20 protein-coding genes are annotated in these 20,345 nt (G+C 62.7%); 18 read left to right on the top strand and 2 right to left on the bottom strand.

Translation table 11 applies throughout. The features are described 5' to 3' along the window. Positions 1 to 20 precede the first annotated feature (20 nt). Positions 21 to 797, top strand: a complete 777-nt coding sequence (locus PTE31013_RS08020; RefSeq protein WP_150612303.1) for a 3'-5' exonuclease — start codon at positions 21 to 23, stop codon at positions 795 to 797. 119 nt (positions 798 to 916) lie between these two features. Beyond that, entirely contained in the window at positions 917 to 2,446 is a 1,530-nt protein-coding gene (rlmD, locus tag PTE31013_RS08015; RefSeq protein ID WP_425495548.1) for a 23S rRNA (uracil(1939)-C(5))-methyltransferase RlmD, read from the top strand. A 191-nt stretch (positions 2,447 to 2,637) separates the two neighbouring features. On the opposite strand, the gene PTE31013_RS08010 is transcribed toward rlmD, so the two are convergent. Then, positions 2,638 to 3,339: a Bax inhibitor-1/YccA family protein gene (locus PTE31013_RS08010; protein ID WP_150612302.1), complete on the bottom strand. Its 702-nt coding sequence runs from the start codon at positions 3,337 to 3,339 to the stop codon at positions 2,638 to 2,640. Positions 3,340 to 3,534: 195 nt separating this feature from the next. Further along, positions 3,535 to 3,678, bottom strand: a complete 144-nt coding sequence (locus PTE31013_RS24755) for a hypothetical protein (protein ID WP_174978486.1) — start codon at positions 3,676 to 3,678, stop codon at positions 3,535 to 3,537. A 68-nt stretch (positions 3,679 to 3,746) separates the two neighbouring features. Here PTE31013_RS24755 and ndk point away from each other — a divergent pair, with 68 nt between their 5' ends. The 16 genes from ndk (at position 3,747) to PTE31013_RS07930 (ending at position 20,267) form a co-directional block, all read left to right on the top strand. Next, positions 3,747 to 4,172 carry a nucleoside-diphosphate kinase gene (gene ndk / locus PTE31013_RS08005; RefSeq protein ID WP_017231638.1) on the top strand — a complete coding sequence of 142 codons (426 nt, stop codon included), beginning with the start codon at positions 3,747 to 3,749 and terminating at the stop codon, positions 4,170 to 4,172. A 58-nt stretch (positions 4,173 to 4,230) separates the two neighbouring features. Next, entirely contained in the window at positions 4,231 to 5,352 is a 1,122-nt protein-coding gene (rlmN, locus tag PTE31013_RS08000) for a dual-specificity RNA methyltransferase RlmN (RefSeq protein WP_150612301.1), read from the top strand. A gap of 261 nt (positions 5,353 to 5,613) precedes the next feature. After that, complete coding sequence (locus PTE31013_RS07995) at positions 5,614 to 6,645, top strand: helix-turn-helix domain-containing protein (protein ID WP_174978485.1); 1,032 nt, start codon at positions 5,614 to 5,616, stop codon at positions 6,643 to 6,645. Positions 6,646 to 6,663: 18 nt separating this feature from the next. Then, positions 6,664 to 7,944: a flavodoxin-dependent (E)-4-hydroxy-3-methylbut-2-enyl-diphosphate synthase gene (gene ispG, locus PTE31013_RS07990; RefSeq protein ID WP_150612299.1), complete on the top strand. Its 1,281-nt coding sequence runs from the start codon at positions 6,664 to 6,666 to the stop codon at positions 7,942 to 7,944. A 21-nt stretch (positions 7,945 to 7,965) separates the two neighbouring features. Then, on the top strand, positions 7,966 to 9,342 hold the full coding sequence (hisS, locus tag PTE31013_RS07985; RefSeq protein WP_150612298.1) for a histidine--tRNA ligase: 1,377 nt from the start codon (positions 7,966 to 7,968) through the stop codon (positions 9,340 to 9,342). Positions 9,343 to 9,375: 33 nt separating this feature from the next. Next, positions 9,376 to 10,005 (top strand): YfgM family protein, encoded by a 630-nt coding sequence (locus tag PTE31013_RS07980; protein ID WP_150612297.1) that lies wholly within the window; start codon positions 9,376 to 9,378, stop codon positions 10,003 to 10,005. Between the two features lie 104 nt (positions 10,006 to 10,109). Further along, entirely contained in the window at positions 10,110 to 11,288 is a 1,179-nt protein-coding gene (gene bamB / locus PTE31013_RS07975; protein ID WP_150612296.1) for an outer membrane protein assembly factor BamB, read from the top strand. A 78-nt stretch (positions 11,289 to 11,366) separates the two neighbouring features. Beyond that, a complete protein-coding gene (gene der / locus PTE31013_RS07970; RefSeq protein WP_150612295.1) occupies positions 11,367 to 12,704 on the top strand; it encodes a ribosome biogenesis GTPase Der in 1,338 nt (445 codons plus the stop codon). Between the two features lie 126 nt (positions 12,705 to 12,830). Next, entirely contained in the window at positions 12,831 to 13,067 is a 237-nt protein-coding gene (gene hfq / locus PTE31013_RS07965) for an RNA chaperone Hfq (protein ID WP_010807283.1), read from the top strand. Between the two features lie 99 nt (positions 13,068 to 13,166). Beyond that, entirely contained in the window at positions 13,167 to 14,336 is a 1,170-nt protein-coding gene (gene hflX / locus PTE31013_RS07960) for a GTPase HflX (RefSeq protein ID WP_150612294.1), read from the top strand. A gap of 220 nt (positions 14,337 to 14,556) precedes the next feature. After that, positions 14,557 to 15,906, top strand: coding sequence for an FtsH protease activity modulator HflK (gene hflK, locus PTE31013_RS07955; RefSeq protein ID WP_150612293.1), 1,350 nt, complete (start codon positions 14,557 to 14,559; stop codon positions 15,904 to 15,906). Positions 15,907 to 15,918: 12 nt separating this feature from the next. Continuing rightward, the gene (hflC, locus tag PTE31013_RS07950) at positions 15,919 to 16,818 is read left to right on the top strand and encodes a protease modulator HflC (protein WP_150612292.1); all 900 of its coding nucleotides are present in this window, start codon (positions 15,919 to 15,921) and stop codon (positions 16,816 to 16,818) included. 71 nt (positions 16,819 to 16,889) lie between these two features. Beyond that, entirely contained in the window at positions 16,890 to 17,081 is a 192-nt protein-coding gene (locus PTE31013_RS07945; protein WP_017231568.1) for a DUF2065 domain-containing protein, read from the top strand. A gap of 38 nt (positions 17,082 to 17,119) precedes the next feature. Further along, positions 17,120 to 18,280 carry an ATP phosphoribosyltransferase regulatory subunit gene (locus tag PTE31013_RS07940; RefSeq protein WP_150612291.1) on the top strand — a complete coding sequence of 387 codons (1,161 nt, stop codon included), beginning with the start codon at positions 17,120 to 17,122 and terminating at the stop codon, positions 18,278 to 18,280. Between the two features lie 74 nt (positions 18,281 to 18,354). Continuing rightward, positions 18,355 to 19,695, top strand: a complete 1,341-nt coding sequence (locus tag PTE31013_RS07935) for an adenylosuccinate synthase (RefSeq protein WP_150612290.1) — start codon at positions 18,355 to 18,357, stop codon at positions 19,693 to 19,695. 35 nt (positions 19,696 to 19,730) lie between these two features. Next, positions 19,731 to 20,267 carry a phosphoribosyltransferase gene (locus PTE31013_RS07930; RefSeq protein ID WP_150612289.1) on the top strand — a complete coding sequence of 179 codons (537 nt, stop codon included), beginning with the start codon at positions 19,731 to 19,733 and terminating at the stop codon, positions 20,265 to 20,267. Positions 20,268 to 20,345 lie beyond the last annotated feature (78 nt).

The raw sequence follows: 20,345 nt of genomic DNA, 5'->3' as shown, positions 1-20,345 counted from the left end.
TCTCACTTCAGATTCTTACCATGCCATCTCCTGTCCTCGTCTTCGACATTGAAACGATTCCCGACATCGACGGCCTGCGCAAGCTCGAACCGGCGTATGCCGGGCTGTCCGACGACGCCGTGGCCGACGCTGCGTTTGCCGCCCGCCGCGAAAAAGTGGGACACGACTTCCTGCCGTTGCACCTACAACGCGTTGCGGCGATCTCGTGCGTGTTTCGCGACCGCGACGGCGTTCGCGTGAAGTCCCTGGGGACGCTCGACGATGGTGAGGGAGCGCTCGTCTCCGGCTTCTATCGCACGATCGAAAAGTACGCGCCGCAACTCGTGTCGTGGAATGGCGGTGGTTTCGATCTGCCCGTGCTGCATTACCGCGCGATGATTCACGGCATTGCCGCGCCGCGCTACTGGGACATGGGCGAAGACGATCGCGAGTTCAAGTGGAACAACTACATCAGCCGATACCACCATCGCCATCTGGATCTGATGGATCTGCTGGCGATGTATCAGGCCCGCGCAAACGCGCCACTCGACGACCTGGCCAAGCTGTGCGGTTTTCCCGGCAAGCTGGGCATGGACGGCAGCAAGGTCTGGGAAGCATTCCGTGCCGGCAAGCTTGAGGAGATTCGCAATTATTGTGAGACGGACGTGGTGAACACATATCTCGTCTATTGTCGCTATCAATTGATGCGAGGCGGTTTGCACCAGGCAGAGTACGAGCAGGAGGTCGAGTTTGTGCGCCGTTCGCTCGAAGAGGAAGCGGCGCCGCACTGGAAGGAATATCTCGCCGCCTGGGCGTGATCGTCCGGGTTTGTGGCGGTTGAGGGGGATGAGGTCGGGGCTGTGCGAACGAGCGGTGCATCGGTGGCGGGCGAATCGATTAAAATGCTCGGTTTGCTGTCGCATATGAGAACAACGACGTGACCCGCTCCTCCCGAAATTCCTCGCGCGGCCGGCCGGCTGCCGAGCCCGGTATCATCGACATCGAATCGCTCGACATGGAGGCGCGCGGCGTGGGCCGTACCGCGCCCGAGGGCGAGCCGGGCGCGCCGGACTACAAACCCGGCAAGGTGATCTTCGTCGAAGGCGCGCTGCCAGGTGAACGTGTCACCTATCTCAGCTATCGCCGCAAGCCCAAGTTCGAGCAGGCCGAAGCCGTGGACGTGCTGCGGGCGAGCCCGATGCGTGCCAGGCCGCAGTGCCCGCACTTTGGTAAATGCGGTGGGTGCTCGATGCAGCATCTCGAACCGCGGGCGCAGATCGCCATCAAGCAGCGTGTGCTCGAAGACAACCTGGCGCGTCTGGGCAAGGTGAGGGCGGAAGCCATCCTGCGGCCCATCCAGGGGCCGGACTGGGGCTATCGTTTCCGTGCACGTCTGACGGTGCGCTACGTGCCGAAAAAGGGGGGCGTGCTCATCGGATTCCATGAGCGCAGGAGCAGCTACGTGGTCGATATGGACTCGTGTGAAGTGCTGCCGCGTCACATCTCCGACATGCTCGTGCCGCTGCGCCGTCTGATCGAGTCGTTGTCCATTCGCGAACGCCTGCCGCAGATCGAGCTGGCTATCGGCGCCGATGTGACGGCGCTCGTGCTGCGTATTCTCGAGCCCCTCACCCCGGCGGACGAAGACATTTTGCGCGCCTTCGCGGATGCGAATCGCGTGCAGTTCTGGGTGCAGCCGAAGGGGCCGGACACGGCGGTGCCGTTCTATCCGCTGGATCCGGAGTTGCATTACACCCTGCCGGAATATCAGATCCGGATGCCCTTCAAGCCAACGGATTTCACGCAGGTCAACCATCAGATCAATCGCGTGCTTGTGCATCGCGCGTTGCGTCTGCTGGCGCCGACGTCGCATGAGCGCGTGCTCGATCTGTTCTGCGGTCTGGGTAACTTCACGCTGCCGCTGGCGCGCCGCGCCGGCACCGTCATGGGGATCGAGGGCAGCACCTCGCTGACGGAGCGCGCGCTCGCGAATGCGCAGCGTAATGGTGTGGCCGAACGTACTGAATTTGCGTGCCGGAATCTGTTCGACATCACGCCGGAGGATATTCGGGCGTTGGGCGCGTTTGACCGCTACCTGATCGATCCGCCGCGCGAAGGGGCGCTGGCGGTGTCGAAGGCGCTCGCTGAGCTGGCACAGCAGGGCTATGACGGCCTGCCAAAGCGCATCGTCTACGTGTCCTGCAGTCCGGCAACGCTGGCGCGCGACGCGGGCGTGCTTGTGCACGAAGCGGGCTATCGACTGACACTGGCGGGGGTGGTGAACATGTTCCCTCACACGTCGCACGTCGAGTCAATGGCCGTGTTCGAGCACGAGAGCATCGGTCAGCCGTGGGTGCCGAGCGTTCGGGTGTCGGCGTCGGATGCCCCCGCCGATCAGGACGATGAGGGGGTAGAGGCGATCGCCGGTGCTACCGGTGGTGATGGCGTGATTCACGACAAGGCTTGATCGCGCGTGACGGCCGAGCGTCAGTCGGTGCATGCGTGAGATAGGCGCTCGGCGGATCGAGGTGGGCCGGGCGAAGGCCTGCGTACGGCATCGCCGGAACGCGTCGATCAAAGAAAAAGCCAGTCCCGAGGGACTGGCTTTTTTTGCCTCCGGAGGTAGCGCGGGGATGCCCGCGCCGCCTGTCGGTCGCGTCAGTTGCGATTGCCGCCGAGCACGCCGAGGATGGCGAGCAGGTTGGCGAAGATGTTGTACAGGTCGAGGTAAATCGCGAGCGTTGCGGTGACGTAGTTCGTCTCGCCACCGTTCACGACGCGCTGCACGTCGAACAGGATGTACGCCGAGAAAATGGCGATGGCGATCACCGAAACCGTCAGCATCAGCGCCGGCAGTTGCAGCCAGATGTTGGCGACCGAGGCCAGCAGGATCACGAGCACGCCCATGAACAACCACTTGCCCAGTCCGCTGAAGTCACGCTTGCTGACCGTGGCGACGGTTGCCATCACGCCGAAAATCACGGCGGTACCCCCGAACGCCAGCATGATGAGCGAGGCGCCGTTCGAGAATCCCAGCACGAAGCTCAGCAGACGCGTGAGCATCAGGCCCATGAAGAACGTGAAGCCGAGCAGCAAGGCGACACCGACGCCACTGTTCTTGAAGCGCTCGATCGCGAACATGAAGCCGAATGCGATCGCGAGGAACGCGATCATGCTGACCATCGGGCTGCCCGCGAACAGCGCGAAGCCGTAGTTTACGCCCAGCCAGGCCCCCGCAATCGTCGGCAGCATCGACAGCGCGAGCAGCCAGTACGTGTTGCGCAGCACCTTGTTGCGCACCTGCGCGGTCGCGACGTTGCGCGTCCCGCCGTAGCCGAAACGTTGGAAATCCTGGTTCATATCTTGTGTTCTCCGTGGTCATTGTGCCCGCCGGCGGGGCCGGCAAGCGCCGCTTGACGCTTACGACGACCGGCTTGTCGCCAGTCGATCCCCCGCAGCCATCCATCCGGCCCGTCGTCGAAGTCACAGGATACCGAAAGATGGCGAGGAAAGTGCTCGGACGGTGCTTAAAATGTCGGGGCGAATGCCCGAATTTCAATCCGCCGCGCCGTTGCCCGACCTTTCCATGTTGGGAAGGTGGCGGTATTCCGCGCTGATCATGACTTCGCGAAAAGCCGGATCGTCCCGGCCGTCCTGCGTTTGAGCGGTGCGCGCGCTGTAGGTTCCATCCCCCATCATAACAGCCTTCGTGCTACAATCACGGGTTCATGTTGATTGTATAACTGCTTAATTTTTTGGAGTTTTTCATGGCAGTCGAACGCACTTTGTCGATTATCAAGCCCGATGCCGTTGCCAAGAACGTGATCGGCCAGATCTATAGCCGCTTCGAAAACGCGGGCCTGAAGATCGCTGCTGCCAAGCTGGTGCATCTGTCGCGCGCCGAAGCCGAGCAATTCTACGCCGTGCACAAGGAGCGCCCGTTCTTCAAGGATCTGGTCGACTTCATGGTCTCGGGCCCGGTCATGATCCAAGTACTGGAAGGCGAGAACGCCGTGGCGAAGCATCGCGACCTGATGGGCGCGACCGATCCGAAGAAGGCTGAGAAGGGCACGATCCGCGCCGACTTCGCCGACAGCATCGACGCGAATGCCGTGCACGGCTCGGACGCCGCCGAAACGGCTGCCGTGGAAGTGTCGTTCTTCTTCCCGGGCATGAACGTCTACGCGCGATAATCCGCGTCTGGCTGCTCAATGGCAGGAAGTTATCGAAGGGATGTTGACGGACCAGGTCATGACCAACCTTACGAATCTGCTTGATTACGATCCGGACGGTCTGGCCGCCTATTGCGGCTCGCTCGGCGAGAAGCCGTTCCGTGCCCGCCAGCTCCAGCGCTGGATCCACCAGATGGGCGCCGCCGATTTCGACGGCATGACCGATCTGGCCAAGTCGTTGCGCGAGAAGTTGCATACGCGTGCGACGATCGCCGCGCCCGATGTCATCACCGACCACCTGTCGGCTGACGGCACGCGCAAGTGGCTGCTGGACGTGGGTAACGGCAATGCCGTCGAGACCGTCTACATCCCTGAGGAAACGCGTGGCACGCTCTGCGTCTCTTCGCAGGCGGGCTGCGCCGTCAACTGTCGGTTCTGTTCTACCGGCAAGCAGGGTTTCTCACGCAATCTGTCGCTTGGCGAAATCATCGGTCAATTGTGGATGGCCGAATTCGCATTGCGCCGCGACCTCGGGCGCGAGGGCAAGAACGAGCGTGTCATCACCAACGTGGTGATGATGGGCATGGGCGAGCCGCTGCTCAACTTCGAGAATGTCGTGGGGGCGATGCGCCTGATGCTCGACGACAATGCCTACGGGCTGTCGCGTCGTCGTGTCACGTTGTCGACCTCGGGCGTCGTGCCGATGATGGATCGCCTGGGCCAGGAGTTGCCGGTGGCGCTCGCGGTGTCGCTGCATGCGCCGAACGACGCGCTGCGCGATGTCCTCGTCCCGCTCAACAAGAAATATCCGTTACGCGAGCTGATGGGCGCGTGCGAGCGCTACCTGGAAGTCGCGCCGCGCGATTTCATCACGTTCGAGTACTGCATGCTCGACGGTGTGAACGACACCGAGGCGCATGCGCGTGAGCTGGTCGCACTGACGCGCGATGTGCCGTGCAAATTCAATCTGATTCCTTTCAATCCGTTTCCCGAATCCGGCCTGTTGCGCTCGAAGGACCCGCAGATCAAGCGCTTTGCGCAAATTCTGCTCGACGCGGGCCTCGTGACGACCGTGCGCAAGACGCGCGGCGACGACATCGATGCCGCGTGCGGTCAACTCGCCGGCGAGGTGCAGGACCGCACGCGACTTGCGCAGCGCGGAAAATTCGGGAAAATCGCGGTCGAGGTGCGTACCGTATGACGTTGCGTCTGGGCGGGCGCGGACCGTGGCGAGGGCCGTCGGCGTCGCGCGTGCCATGCCGCCCGTCGGATCAGTCTCGTACGACAGCATTTCTTGCGCGGGGCGCGTTTCGGGCCCTGCGCGATTCCTTCAGTTCCTTGCAGAATCCTCCGATGCGCCGCGCAGATCCTTACGCCGCCCGCACGGCAGGTGATGGCGGGGAATTGTGGTCAGCATATCCTCAGCCGCTGCGGGCGGCTGCTTACGAACGGGGGCGTATCGATGGATAACCAGAATCAGGCGGAAGCTGGCGGGCAAGCCGAGGCCCAGGGCCAAGGCGCGTCGCAAGGCGCGGCCGCCGGGTGGGCTGAGCTGGGTGCGCAGGTGGGTGCGCAACTGGCTGCACTGCGTGAGAAGCGCGGCATGTCGATCGAAGACGTGTCGGCGCGGCTGAAAATCTCCGTGCAGAAGCTCAAGCGTCTTGAATCCGGCGAGTGGGAAGCCCTGCCGGAAATCCCTTTTATTCTGGGTGTCGTGCGTAGCTACGCACGCATGCTCGGGGCGGATCCGGAGCCGATGGTCGAGCCGCTGCGCAGTTTCGGCCGCGCCGCTCCCGTCGACATTCCGCAGCCTCCGGTTGGCCAGCCCAGCATTCCGAAGAGCCCGGTGCGTTTTCGCTCGCCGGTCGCGGCGTCGCAGGCCAAATGGCCGTGGGCATTGGTCGCCCTGGTCGTGATTGCGGGGGCCGCGTGGTACTTCGGTAATGCCCACAAGTCGGGCCGTGGGTCGGCCGAGCCGGCCGAACTGGCCAGCATCGCATCGGCGCCGGGCGCGGAGCCCGCCAGCCAGCCAGTCGTGGCCGACGCCAACGGCACGCCGCCGGGGGCGGAGGGGGCGAACAACGGTAATACGGAAAGTACGGTCAATAGCGCATCGGACAGTGCCGCGGCGGGTCCGGGCCTGATCGCCGCCGCCGATCCGACGCATATGGTGGCCGGGTTGGCCGGGGCGAGTTCGCCGTCGGCGACGACGGCGCCGGCGGCGGCATCTGCCGCCAGTGCGGGCGCGCCCGGGACGGGCAAGATTGCATTGCGCCTGAAAGCGGATAGTTGGGTCGAAGTGCGTTCGAAGGACGGCAAGGTGCTGTTCTCCCAACTGATGCGTGCAGGGACTGCGCAGGAAATCACGGGCGATGCGCCGCTCAAGATCGTCGTGGGCAACGTGGCGGGCGTCGAATCGCTGGAATTCAACGGTCAACCGGTCGAGATCAAGTCCCGCAATGCGGGTAATGTGGCGCGTTTGACGCTGCAGTGAGACCGAAAGAGGGTAATCATGGCTTCTGTAGAATGCATGCCGATCATCGGCGGTCCGGCACCCCGTCGTCAGTCGCGTAAGGTCGCCATTCGCTGGGGCGGCCAGCTCGTGACGGTCGGTGGAGACTCGCCGATTCGCGTGCAATCGATGACCAACACCGACACCGCAGACGTGATCGGCACGGCCATTCAGGTCAAGGAGCTGGCGCAGGCGGGCTCCGAGCTCGTGCGTATCACGGTAAACACGCCGGAAGCGGCCGCCGCGGTGCCGGCGATTCGTGAGCAACTCGACCGCATGGGTGTGGCGGTACCGCTCGTGGGTGACTTCCATTACAACGGCCACAAGCTGCTCGCCGACTATCCGGCGTGCGCCGAAGCGCTGTCGAAGTACCGCATCAATCCGGGGAACGTCGGACAGGGCGCCAAGCGGGATACGCAGTTCTCGCAAATGATCGAAATGGCGATCCAGTATGACAAGCCGGTGCGTATCGGCGTGAATTGGGGCAGCCTGGACCAGTCGTTGCTCGCACGCATCATGGACGAGAACGCCGCTCGCGCCCAGCCCTGGGACGCGCAAAGCGTGATGTATGAAGCGCTCATCACCTCGGCGCTGGAGTCGGCGGCGTTGGCGCAGCGCGTCGGGCTGTCGGCCGACAAGATCTTGCTGTCGTGCAAGGTGAGCGCCGTACAGGATCTGATCGCCGTGTATCGCGAGTTGGCCAGGCGGTGCGATTACGCGCTGCATTTGGGATTGACCGAGGCCGGCATGGGCTCGAAGGGTATCGTGGCATCGACGGCGGCGCTCTCGGTGCTGTTGCAGGAAGGGATCGGCGATACGATCCGTATTTCGCTCACGCCCGAACCGGGCGGTGCGCGTACTGCGGAAGTCGTCGTGGCACAGGAAATCCTGCAGACGATGGGCCTGCGTGCGTTCGCGCCAATGGTCATCGCCTGTCCGGGTTGCGGACGCACGACGAGCACGGTGTTCCAGGAGCTGGCCTCCCGTATTCAGACATATCTGCGTGAACAAATGCCGGTATGGAAGGCTCAATATCCTGGCGTCGAGACCATGAACGTCGCGGTGATGGGGTGCATCGTGAACGGTCCGGGGGAATCGAAGCACGCGAATATCGGCATCAGCTTGCCGGGTTCGGGCGAATCGCCGGCCGCACCGGTCTTTGTCGATGGCGAAAAGGTGCGTACGCTGCGCGGCGATCATATCGCTGAGGACTTCCAGCAGATCGTCGACGACTACGTGAAGACCCGCTACGCTCGGACCGAAGGAGCGGTCGCCGCCTAAGCCGGCAGGACACAAGAGAATATGACTGACGCAAAGAAGAAGCGCCCCGCCAAACTGGCCGGGGTCAAAGGCATGAACGACATCCTCCCGCAGGACGAAGCCCTGTGGGAGTTTTTCGAAGAATCGGTGCGCGCCATGCTGCGTGCCTACGGCTATCAACAGATCCGTACGCCGATCCTCGAGCAAACGCAGTTGTTCACGCGCGGTATCGGCGAAGTGACCGATATCGTCGAGAAGGAGATGTACAGCTTCACCGATTCGCTCAACGGCGAGCAGCTTACGATGCGCCCTGAAGGCACCGCTGCGGCCGTTCGCGCAACGCTCGAACACAATCTGCTGTACGGCGGGCCGAAGCGCCTGTGGTACTTCGGCCCGATGTTCCGTCACGAGAAGCCGCAGCGCGGCCGCTATCGCCAGTTCCACCAGGTGGGTGTGGAAGCGCTGGGGTTGGCAGGCCCGGACGCGGATGTCGAAATCATCCTGATGTGCCAGCGCCTGTGGGACGATCTCGGCCTGACGGGCATCCAGCTGCAACTGAACTCGCTGGGACAGGGCGAAGAGCGTGCGCGCCATCGCGCCGATCTGATTGCCTATCTCGAGAAGCACGCCGACCTGCTCGACGAAGACGGCAAGCGCCGTCTTTACACGAACCCGTTGCGCGTGCTCGATACGAAGAACCCGGCGATGCAGGCAATGGTCGAAGGGGCACCGAAACTCATCGATTACCTCGGCGAGGACTCGATCAAGCACTTCGAGGGCGTGCAGTCGCTGCTCAAGGCGAACAACATTCCGTTCACGATCAATCCGCGTCTGGTGCGAGGCCTCGATTACTACAACCTGACCGTGTTCGAGTGGGTGACCGACAAGCTCGGTGCGCAAGGCACGGTTGCCGGTGGCGGCCGTTACGACCCGCTCGTCGAACAACTGGGTGGCGACGCCACGCCCGCGTGCGGTTGGGCGATGGGCGTTGAGCGCATTCTCGAATTGCTGCGCGAAGACGACCTCGTGCCGCAGGCCGAAGGTGCCGACGTCTATGTCGTGCACCAGGGCGAGACGGCCGTTGCGCCGGCGTTGATCGCGGCCGAGCGGATGCGCGACGCCGGGTTGAACGTCGTGTTCCATTGCAGTCCCGACGGCAAGGGCAGCAGCTTCAAGTCGCAAATGAAGCGGGCTGACGCGAGCGGTGCGAACTTCGCCGTCATCGTCGGCGAGAACGAAGTCGCGTCGGGCACCGTCGTGGTCAAGCATCTGCGCGCCGCCGATCCCGCGAACAACCAGACGAGCGTAGCGTTTGACGCCCTCGCCGAGCATCTGATCGACGCCATCGTCGCCAGCGCCGACGAAAGCGTGAACGAAAGCCTGGCCGATGACGGCACGGCGAACAAGACGCTTCACTAAACCCAAGACGCCAGACACGGAGAACCCCGGCGAATGAGCAGCTATCACGAGGAACAGGAACAGATCGAGAACGTAAAGGCCTGGTGGAAGCAGTACGGCAATTACGTTATCTGGACGCTGGTTGTCATCATGCTGGCCTATGGCGGCTGGAACCTGTGGCGCTATTACGATCGCAAGCAGACGGTCGAGGCCGGTGTACTTTACGGCGAGCTGGAGACGGCGATCGACGCCAAGGACAAAGCGAAGGTGGCGCGTATCGCGTCGGACATGGAAAGCAAGTTCAGCGGTACGCCTTACGCCCAGATGACGGCGCTGCTCGCGGCCAAGTCGCTCGCCGACGCCGGCGATGCGACGGGAGCGAAGGCGCAGCTGCAATGGGCCGTGGCGAATGCGAAGGACGACGAGTACAAGCAACTCGCCAAACTGCGTCTGGCCGGTGTGCTGCTCGACGAGAAGGCGTACGACGAGGCACTCAAACTGCTCGACAATCCGCCGGCGCCGTATGCCGCGCTGTTCGCCGATCGCCGTGGCGACGTGCTGGTCGCACAGAGCAAGTTGGCCGATGCGCGTGCAGCGTACAAGCTGGCGCTCGACAAGCTCGACAAGCAGGACTCGGGCATGCGCCAGTTCGTGCAGTTCAAGCTCGACGCGCTGGGGGCCTGACGCGCGTCGGCATTCCATTGGCAAGTATTACCCTCCCATAACGCATAACCGGGTACATGATGATCCTTAACGACTTCCGTCGATCGATGCCGCAAACGATGGCCATGTCACAGTCCGTGCAGTCCGACTCGCTGCGCCGTGGTATTTTCAGGCGCGCGGGCAGTGCCGTGCTGATGCTGGCCGTGCTGGGTACGCTGGGAGGGTGCGGGCTCTTTGGCAGCAAGCCAGCACATGAGCCGACGCCGCTCACGGAGTTCAAGCAGGCGTTGACCGTCAAGCAGATCTGGACAGCGAGCGTCGGTAAGTCGGGCGCCTACAGCTTCGCACCGGTCTCCGTCGGCAACGCCGTGTTTGCGGCGGGCGCCAATGGCAGTATCGTGCGTGTGGATGCGGACACGGGGGCGACCACGTGGTCGGCCAAGGCGGACACAAACATCACCGCCGGTCCGGGCAGCGATGGCGAGACCACGGTCGTCGCCACGCACAAGGGCGACGTGATCGCGTTCGATCACGACGGCAAGTCCTCCTGGAAGGCCAAAGCCGGAAGCGAAGTGCTTACGGCGCCGCTGGTCGGCCGGGGCCTGGTCGTCGTGCGTGCGATCAACAACCGGGTGACGGCGTTTGACGCAGGCACCGGTTCGGTGCGCTGGTCGTACTCGCAGCCGGCGTCGACGCTCACGCTTCGCACCGGCACCGGCATGACGTTCGTGGGCGACCGCGCGGTCGTGACGGGCTTCCCTGGCGGGAAACTGGTGGCGCTCGATGCGAACACCGGCAATCCGCTTTGGGTCACGCCGCTCTCGTACCCGAAGGGCGTGACGGAAGTCGAGCGGGTGAACGATGTGACCGGCACGCCGGTCGTCTTCGGCCGCCAGGTGTGCGGTGCGACGTTCCAGGGCCGAGTGGGATGCGCCGATGTGCAAACCGGCAACGGCCTGTGGGCGCGCGAATTTTCGTCGCCGAATGGTGTGACGCAGGATGAGCGTGTGGTGGCAGCGGTCAATACCGACGGCGCCGTCTACGCTTTCAACGCTGCCGATGGCAGTACACTGTGGCAAAACGACAAGCTCAAGTACCGCGACTTGTCGGCGCCGCTGGCGCTCGGCCGCGTGGTGGTCGTGGGCGACAAGCAGGGCTATTTGCATTTCCTGTCGCGTGACAACGGCGAACTCCTCGCCCGCGTCAAACTCAGTGGAGCGATCAGCGCGCAACCGGTTCTCGCCGGCCAGACGCTGGTCGTGCAAACGCGCGACGGCAACATCTACGGCTTCCGTCCGGAATAACCGGTTACCGGTAGCACCCGGGCATTTTCCGGGAACGGCCGGCAGCGCGCCGGCCGTCTTCGTTTTTAGGGCTTATTCATGAAACCCGTGATCGCGCTCGTAGGGCGCCCCAACGTCGGAAAATCGACGCTATTCAACCGTTTGACCCGCTCGCGCGACGCGCTCGTCGCCGACATGCCCGGACTCACGCGCGACCGTCACTACGGCGAGGGGCGCCTTGGCGAGCATCCGTATCTGGTGATCGACACCGGTGGCTTCGAACCCGTGGCCAAGGACGGTATTTTCCACGAAATGGCCAAGCAGACACGCCAGGCCGTGGTCGAGGCCGACGTGGTGATCTATATCGTGGACGGGCGTCAGGGCCTGACGCCGCAGGACCAGATCATTGCCGACTACCTGCGCAAGACGGGGCGCAAGATCATGCTCGTGGTCAACAAGGCCGAGGGCATGAAGTACAGCGCGGTCGCGAACGACTTCTACGAACTCGGCCTGGGCGATCCGCTGGCGATTTCGGCGGCGCACGGCGATGGCGTCAAGGAAGTCATCGACGAAGCCATTGCGCCGTTCTACGCCAATCAGGACGAGAACGACGACAGCGCGCGCGAGGACGGGCGGGTGAGGATCGCCATCGTCGGGCGTCCGAATGTGGGCAAGTCGACGCTGGTCAACACGCTGCTCGGCGAAGAGCGCGTGATTGCCTTCGATATGCCGGGCACCACGCGCGATTCGATCCACATCGAATTCGAGCGCCAGGGGCGAAACTACACGTTGATCGATACGGCCGGGCTGCGTCGTCGCGGCAAGGTGTTCGAAGCGGTCGAAAAGTTTTCGGTGGTGAAGACACTGCAATCGATTGCCGACGCGAACGTCGTGATCCTCATGCTCGATGCCCGTCAGGACATCTCCGACCAGGACGCGCACATTGCCGGCTTCATCGTCGAGTCGGGGCGCGCGGTGGTCGTCGGCGTGAACAAGTGGGACGGGCTGGACGAGTACACCCGCGAGCAGACCAAGCAGGAGCTTGAGCGAAAGCTCAAATTCCTTGGCTTTGCGAACTTTCACTTCATCTCGGCGGCGAAGGCCACGGGCATTGGTCCGCTGATGCGCTCGGTGGACGAGGCATACGCGGCAGCCATGACAAAATTGCCGACGCCGAAGCTCACGCGCGCCCTCAACGAAGCGGTCGAGCACCAGCAGCCGCGGCGTTCCGGGTTCTCGCGTCCGAAGCTGCGCTACGCGCACCAAGGGGGCTCGAATCCGCCGATCATCGTCATTCACGGGAATAGTCTCGATGGCGTGACCGACAGCTATCGCCGCTACCTCGAGAACCGTTTCCGGGAAACTTTTAAGTTGAAGGGCACTCCATTACGCATAGAGTTCCGCAACAGCGCGAACCCTTACGCCAAGGGCGAGTGAAAGCCAAACCCGGGCGGGGTTTTGCTGGCGACGCTAGCAAAATCAGCTATAGTGTGGAGGTCAGGGTGGGATGCGCGCACACGCCCTGACTTACGGTCATTTGCTAAAAATACAACGGAGTTATTTATGAGCAACAAAGGGCAACTTCTACAAGACCCGTTTCTGAACGCCTTGCGTAAGGAGCATGTTCCCGTCTCGATCTATCTGGTCAACGGTATCAAGCTGCAGGGAAACATCGAGTCGTTCGACCAGTATGTCGTCCTGCTGCGCAACACGGTCACCCAAATGGTTTACAAGCATGCCATTTCGACGGTCGTGCCTGCGCGTCCGGTGAATTTCCATCCGGAAGCCGAGCAGTCCTGATTCAGGCTCGCCCGACCGGAAGTCTCTCCGGCCGGGCGAATTTCTCTTCCCCATCGCCCACTCTTGTCCAACAGTCCAAATACCCATTCCCAGCGTAGCTTGACCATCAACGCCGCGCTCGTCGGCATCGATTTCGGTAAACTCGATTTCGAAGCCAGCCTCCAAGAACTCGACCTTCTGACGCAATCCGCGGGCGCCACGCCTGTGGTGACCGTTACCGGCCGTCGCCGCAGCCCGGATGCGAAATTGTTCATCGGCAGCGGTAAAGCCGAAGAACTGCGTGCCGCGATCCACGAGTACGACGTCGAACTGGTGATTTTCAATCACGCCCTGACACCTGGTCAGCAGCGTAACCTCGAACACCTGCTGCAATGCCGCGTGGTCGACCGCACTAGCCTGATCCTCGATATCTTTGCCCAACGCGCCAAGAGTCATGAGGGCAAGCTGCAGGTCGAACTCGCACAGTTGCAATATCTGTCCACGCGCCTCGTGCGCGCCTGGACTCACCTGGAACGTCAGAAAGGCGGTATCGGTCTGCGCGGGCCGGGTGAGACGCAGTTGGAAACCGACCGTCGCCTGCTCGGCGAGCGCGTGAAGTCGCTCACCGCCCGGCTCGAGAAGCTCCGGCGCCAGCACGACACGCAACGACGTGCGCGTCAGCGCAGCGGCACCATGTCGATCTCGCTCGTGGGCTATACGAATGCGGGCAAATCCACGCTGTTCAACGCGATGACGAAAGCCAATGCTTACGCCGCGAATCAGCTGTTTGCCACGCTGGATACTACGTCGCGTCGCCTATATCTTGGCGACGTCGGGAACATCGTGCTGTCCGATACTGTCGGATTCATCCGCGAGTTGCCGCACCAGTTGGTGGCGGCATTCCGGGCGACGCTTGAGGAGACGGTGCACGCCGACATGCTGTTGCATGTCGTGGACGCCTCGAGTCAGGTGCGCCAGGAGCAGATGGCCGAGGTCAACGCCGTTTTGGCGGAGATCGATGCGGCGGACATCCCGCAGATTCTGGTCTGGAACAAGATCGACGCGGTGCCGGAACTGGCCGCACAAGGCCCGAGAATCGAACGGGATGAGGCCGGGCGCATCACGCGAGTCTTTTTGAGCGCGCGTACCGGCCAAGGCCTCGACCTGCTGCGTGAGGCCATCAGCGAGGCGGTTGTGGCCGGCACTGCTGGGTTACAATCGCAGCAAGAAGCGCCCGATGTCCGGCTCATCGACCGTTGGGACGATGCGCCGCGCGCAGAAGACAGATAACACGAGACGTCGCACTGTGAAGGACGGGTTGCCACGGGGATGACCGGCAGCGCGGCCCAACGCGGGCGACGAACTGGCAAGAGACTAGACGGAGGCCGGGCAAGGCCGCCGATCGGCACACCAGATTCGGGAACCACGCGCGAACCGGCAGCATGCGCACTCCGAAGTAGGGCGCGCCGGTCGCAACGCCAAGACCGCTTCAGTCACCACGCTTCTACCTATGCTTCCAAGAGCTTTGATGCGACGAGTTGGCTTGATTTTCTCCCTGAACGACCCGCGCTGGGGGCGGGACGGCGGCGATACGCCGTCCGGTAATCAGGAGCCGAACCGCCCCGATCGTGCGAACAATCCGAATTCGCAGGATCAAAAGGAGCCGCAGCGCGGACCGCAAGGTCCGCAGCAGGACGGCCCGCCCGATCTCGACGAACTGTGGCGCGATTTCAATCGGCGTCTTAACCGTCTCTTCGGCCGCAAGGGCGGCGGGAGTGGTAATGGCGGCTCGAACAATCTCTCCGGCGGCTCGCGTGGCTCGGGCATCGGCGTCGGCGTTGTCGTCGCGCTGGCGTTCCTGATCTGGCTGGCAACCGGCATCTTCATCGTCCAGGAAGGGCAGGTCGGTGTTGTCACCCAGTTCGGCAAGTACAAGTACACGACGACCTCGGGTATCCAATGGCGTTTGCCGTATCCGTTCCAGTCGGTCGAGGTCGTGAACATGTCGCAGATTCGTTCGGTCGAGATCGGCCGCTCGAACACGATCCGCGACACCGACCTGAAGGACTCGTCGATGCTGACGGGCGATGAAAACATCATCGACGTGCGCTTTGCCGTGCAGTACCGCATCAAAGATGCAACCGAGTTCCTCTTCAATAACGTGGACGCCGAATCGTCGGTGAACCTGGCCGCGCAAACCGCCGTGCGCGAGATTGTCGGCAAGAGCAACATGGACTTCGTGCTTTACGCCGGCCGTGAAGAGATTGCCAACGAACTCGTCACCTCGATTCAACGCATTCTCGACGGCTATAAGACGGGCATCCTGGTCACCAGCGTGACGATGCAAAGCGTGCAGCCGCCCGAACAGGTGCAAGCCGCGTTCGACGACGCCGTGAAAGCCGGCCAGGATCTCGAGCGCGCGAAGAACGAGGCGCAGGCCTACGCCAATGACGTGATTCCGCGTGCCAAGGGAACGGCGTCGCGTCTGACCGAAGAGGCGGCCGGGTACAAGGCGCGCGTCGTGTCGCAGGCACAAGGCGATGCCGATCGCTTCAAGTCGGTGCAGGAAGCCTATGCCAAGGCGCCGGCCGTCATTCGCGAGCGGATGTATCTCGACACGATGGAGCAGATCTACTCGCGTACCACGAAGATCATGGTGGATTCGAAGAACAACAGTCTGTTGTATCTGCCGTTGGACAGGATCATGGAGCGTTCGCATAGCGACGCGTCGAACCCCGCGCCGGCCTCGGGCGCGAGCACGGGGAAGGCCGGCGGTGCGCCCGCGGCCGATGACAACAGCGATGTTGACCATGATCGATCGCGCGCGGCACTGCGCAACCGCGACCGCGATTCACGCTAAGGGGATAAGCGCATGAACCGTATTGGAACCGTTATTGTTGCGCTGATCGTTTTGTTGATCGTGCTTGCCTCGACCATGTTCGTGGTGGATCAGCGCCGTTTTGCCGTCGTGTTCTCGCTGGGCGAGATCAAGGACGTCTACAGCCAGCCTGGCCTGAAATTCAAGTTGCCGCCGCCGCTCCAGACCGTCCTGTATCTGGACAAGCGCATCATGACCATCGACAACCCCGAGCCGGAGCGTTTCATCACGGCCGAGAAGAAGAACCTGATCGTCGATTCTTACGTGAAGTGGCGCATCATCGATCCGCGCAAGTTCTACGTGAGCTTCAAGGGCGATAGCCGCCTCGCGCAGGATCGTTTGACGCAGCAGATTCGCTCGGCGTTGCAGGAAGCGTTCACCAAGCGCACCGTGACAGAAGTCGTTTCGTCGCAGCGCGATCAGGTGATGCAGTGGGTCAAGCAGAAGGTCGGCGAGGACGCCGCGCAAGTCGGCATCGAGATCGTCGACGTGCGCATGCGCCGCGTTGATCTGGCCGCGGGTATCAGCGATTCGGTCTATCGCCGGATGGCCGCCGAGCGCAAGCGCGTGGCGAACGAATTGCGTTCGACCGGTGCGGCCGAGGCCGAGCAGATTCGCGCCGATGCCGACCGCCAGCGCGACGTGGTTGTGGCCGAAGCATATGCCAAGGCCCAGCAGGTCAAGGGGGAGGGCGATGCTACGGCCGCCGGTATCTACGCGCAGGCGTTTGGCCGCGATCCGCAGTTCGCCCAGTTCTATCAGAGCCTCGAAGCCTACAAGGCGACCTTCCGCGACAAGCGGGACGTGATCATTGCCGATCCGAACAGCGATTTCTTCCGTTTCATGCGCAGTTCCGGCGGTGCTGGCGCGCCGGCCAGAAAAGCGGGAAAATAGCGCTCTTGACATCCGAGTAGCCGCCACCGCCCGCGTCAATCGCGGGCGGTGGCATTTTGGCCGAGTCCCCTGTGAGCACCAGCACGATCCTTCTCGCTTTGGCCCTCATGCTGATCGTCGAGGGAATGTTTCCGTTTGTCGCGCCAGACCGGTGGCGGCAAAGTTTTCGTAAAATAACGGAAATGCCGTCCGGCCAGATTCGTTTCTTCGGTTTGGCCGCCGTCTCGCTGGGGCTGATCCTGATGCTGCTGGCCGACCACTAAAAGGCGCTTTCCCGCGCCGTCTGAATACCGAAATACCCATGCCGAACTGGCTACTCCCCGAAAATATCGCCGACGTGCTGCCGTCCGAGGCACGCAAGATCGAAGATCTGCGCCGGCTCATGCTGGACCGTTTCCGTACCTACGGCTACGAACTCGTGATGCCGCCGATGCTCGAGTACGTCGAGTCGCTGCTGACCGGCACCGGCCACGACCTCGATCTGCGGACGTTCAAGCTCGTCGACCAGCTCTCCGGGCGCACCATGGGCCTGCGTGCGGACATCACGCCGCAAATCGCCCGTATCGACGCCCATTTGCTCAATCGAAAGGGGGTGACGCGTCTGTGCTACGCGGGAAGCGTGCTATTTACGCGCCCGCGTAACCTGCTGGCGACGCGCGAGCCGTTCCAGATCGGTGCCGAAATCTTCGGGCACAGCGGGCTGGAAGCCGATCTCGAAATCCAGGAATTGCTGCTTTATTGCCTTCAACTGGCCGGCCTGAAGCAGATTCGTATCGATTTGTGCCACGCCGGCGTGCTCGAAGCGCTGATCGAAGGCGTGCCGGCTGCCGAGGCCGTCGAGAGCGAACTGTTCGGGGCGCTGGCTACCAAGGACGTGCCGCAACTCGACGCGTTGACCTGCGACCTTCCGGCGGAATTGCGCGCGGCCCTGCTGGCGCTGACGACCCTGTACGGCGAGCCGGCCGAAACGCTGGCTCGCGCCCGCAAGGCATTGCCGGACCTGCCCGGCGTCAGGGCGGCGCTCGACGACCTGGCCTATCTCGCCGCGGCCCAGAGCCAGGACGGCCCGGCCGTCCTGTCGATCGATCTGGCCGATTTGCGCGGCTATCAATACCACAGCGGTGTAATGTTCGCCGCCTATGTCGATGGCATCCCCAATGCGATTGCGCGCGGCGGGCGCTACGACAAGGTGGGGCAGGCGTTCGGTCGAGATCGTCCGGCAACGGGTTTTTCGTTGGATTTGCGTGAGTTGGCGGCGATTTCGCCGGTCGAAGCGAGGAGTAACGCAATTTTGGCACCTGCCGACGACGTGCCGGGGCTGCGCGCCAAGATCGACGGCCTGCGTAACGCAGGCGAGGTTGTCATCCGCATGCTCCCGGGCCACGACCAGGATTTCGAGGAGTTCACGGGTGACCGCGTCCTCGTCGAAAAAGATGGCCAGTGGGTCGTGACACCCCGGTGACCATCGCTGAAAAAAGCGGCACTAGCCTACGCCAACACGGGTAGAATACGTTTTTAACCAAACCAACTATTGTTATGTCCGGCAATGCTTTGAATCAGGGACGCAACGTCGTCGTTATCGGAACTCAATGGGGCGACGAAGGTAAGGGTAAGGTCGTCGACTGGCTGACCGATCACGCGCAAGGCGTGGTGCGTTTCCAAGGGGGCCACAATGCCGGACATACGCTCATCATCGGTGGCAAGAAGACGATTCTGCGCCTGATTCCCTCGGGCATCATGCACAAGGACGTCACCTGCTACATCGGCAATGGCGTGGTGCTCTCGCCCGAAGCGCTGTTCAAGGAAATCGACGAACTGGAAAGCGCTGGCCTGAACGTGTGCGGCCGTCTGCGCATTTCCGAAGCCTGTACCCTGATTCTCCCGTACCACATTGCCATCGATCAGGCGCGCGAAGTCCGTCGCGGTGCCAGCAAGATCGGCACGACCGGTCGCGGCATCGGCCCGGCGTACGAAGACAAGGTTGGCCGCCGTGCGCTGCGCGTGCAGGATCTCTTCGATCCGGAAACGTTCGCCGCGCGTCTGCGTGAAAACCTCGATTATCACAACTTCGTCCTGACCCAGTACCTGGGCGCGAAGGCCGTCGATTTCCAGGAAACGCTGGACACGATGTTGAGCTATGCCGCGCGCCTGCAGCCGATGATCGCCGACGTGTCCCAGATGCTTTACGCAGCCAACCGCGAAGGCCAGAACCTTCTGTTCGAAGGCGCACAAGGCACGCTGCTCGACATCGACCACGGCACGTATCCGTTCGTGACCAGCAGCAACTGCGTCGCGGGCGCGGCCTCGGCCGGAGCCGGCGTTGGTCCGCAGCAACTGCACTATGTGCTGGGCATTACCAAGGCCTATTGCACGCGCGTCGGCGCAGGGCCGTTCCCGAGCGAACTGTACGACGCGGACAACCCCGCCCGTCAGGAAGCGATCGGCCTTCAACTGGCCACGGTAGGCAAGGAATTCGGTTCGGTGACGGGGCGTCCGCGCCGCACGGGCTGGATGGACGCCGCGGCGCTCAAGCGTTCGATCCAGATCAACGGTGTGACGGGCTTGTCCATGACGAAGCTCGACGTGCTGGACGGGCTTGAGACCGTGCGTCTGTGTGTGGGTTACAGGATCGGCGACAAGACGCTCGACATCCTGCCCCGTGGCGCGGTGGACGTGGCGCGCTGCGAGCCGGTGTACGAAGACTTCCCCGGCTGGTCGCAGAGCACGGTGGGTGTGACGTCATGGGACCAATTGCCGGTTCAGGCGCAGAATTACCTGAAGCGCATCGAAGAGGTGAGTGGTATTCCGATCGATATGGTGTCGACTGGCCCGGATCGCGACGAAACGATCCTGTTGCGTCATCCCTTCAAATACTGAAATACTGAAATACCGAAGCGTTGGCGAAGCACACCATGAATCTGCCCCAAAACGACGACAAGAACCTTTGGGTCTCGTGGGACGACTATCATCGGCTCATCGAGCGCTTGGCGCTCAAGGTCTACGAGTCCAACTGGAAGTTCGACAAGATCCTGTGCCTGGCCCGTGGCGGTTTGCGCGTGGGCGATCAGCTCGCGCGCATTTACGACGTGCCGCTCGCGATTCTGGCGACCAGTTCTTATCGTGAAGCCGAAGGCACCGTTCGCGGCGACCTCGACATCGCGCAATTCATCACCATCACCCGCGGCGAGCTGGAAGGCCGCGTGCTGCTGGTCGACGATCTGGTTGATTCGGGCGTGACGCTCGAGCGCGTTGGCAGACACCTCAAGGAGCGGTTCCCGAAGGTGACCGACGTGCGCTCGGCGGTACTGTGGCACAAGGCGTGTTCCAAGGTGGCTCCGGATTACGCGGTCGATTTCCTGCCGACGAATCCCTGGATCCACCAGCCGTTCGAAGAGTACGACACGTTGCGTCCGCACAATTTGTCTGCGTGGATCAAGCGCGGCACCTGAGCGATTCCGGAACGAAGGGACGCGCCGCGAGGCGGCGTCCGGCTGGGGCCCCCCCAGTAAATCAGGCGGTGACATCGT

The organism is Pandoraea terrigena (assembly GCF_902459705.1).
GTDB lineage: Bacteria > Pseudomonadota > Gammaproteobacteria > Burkholderiales > Burkholderiaceae > Pandoraea > Pandoraea terrigena.
The sequence above is the reverse complement of the archived record's forward strand: the minus strand, read 5'-3'. Positions and strand labels throughout refer to the sequence as shown.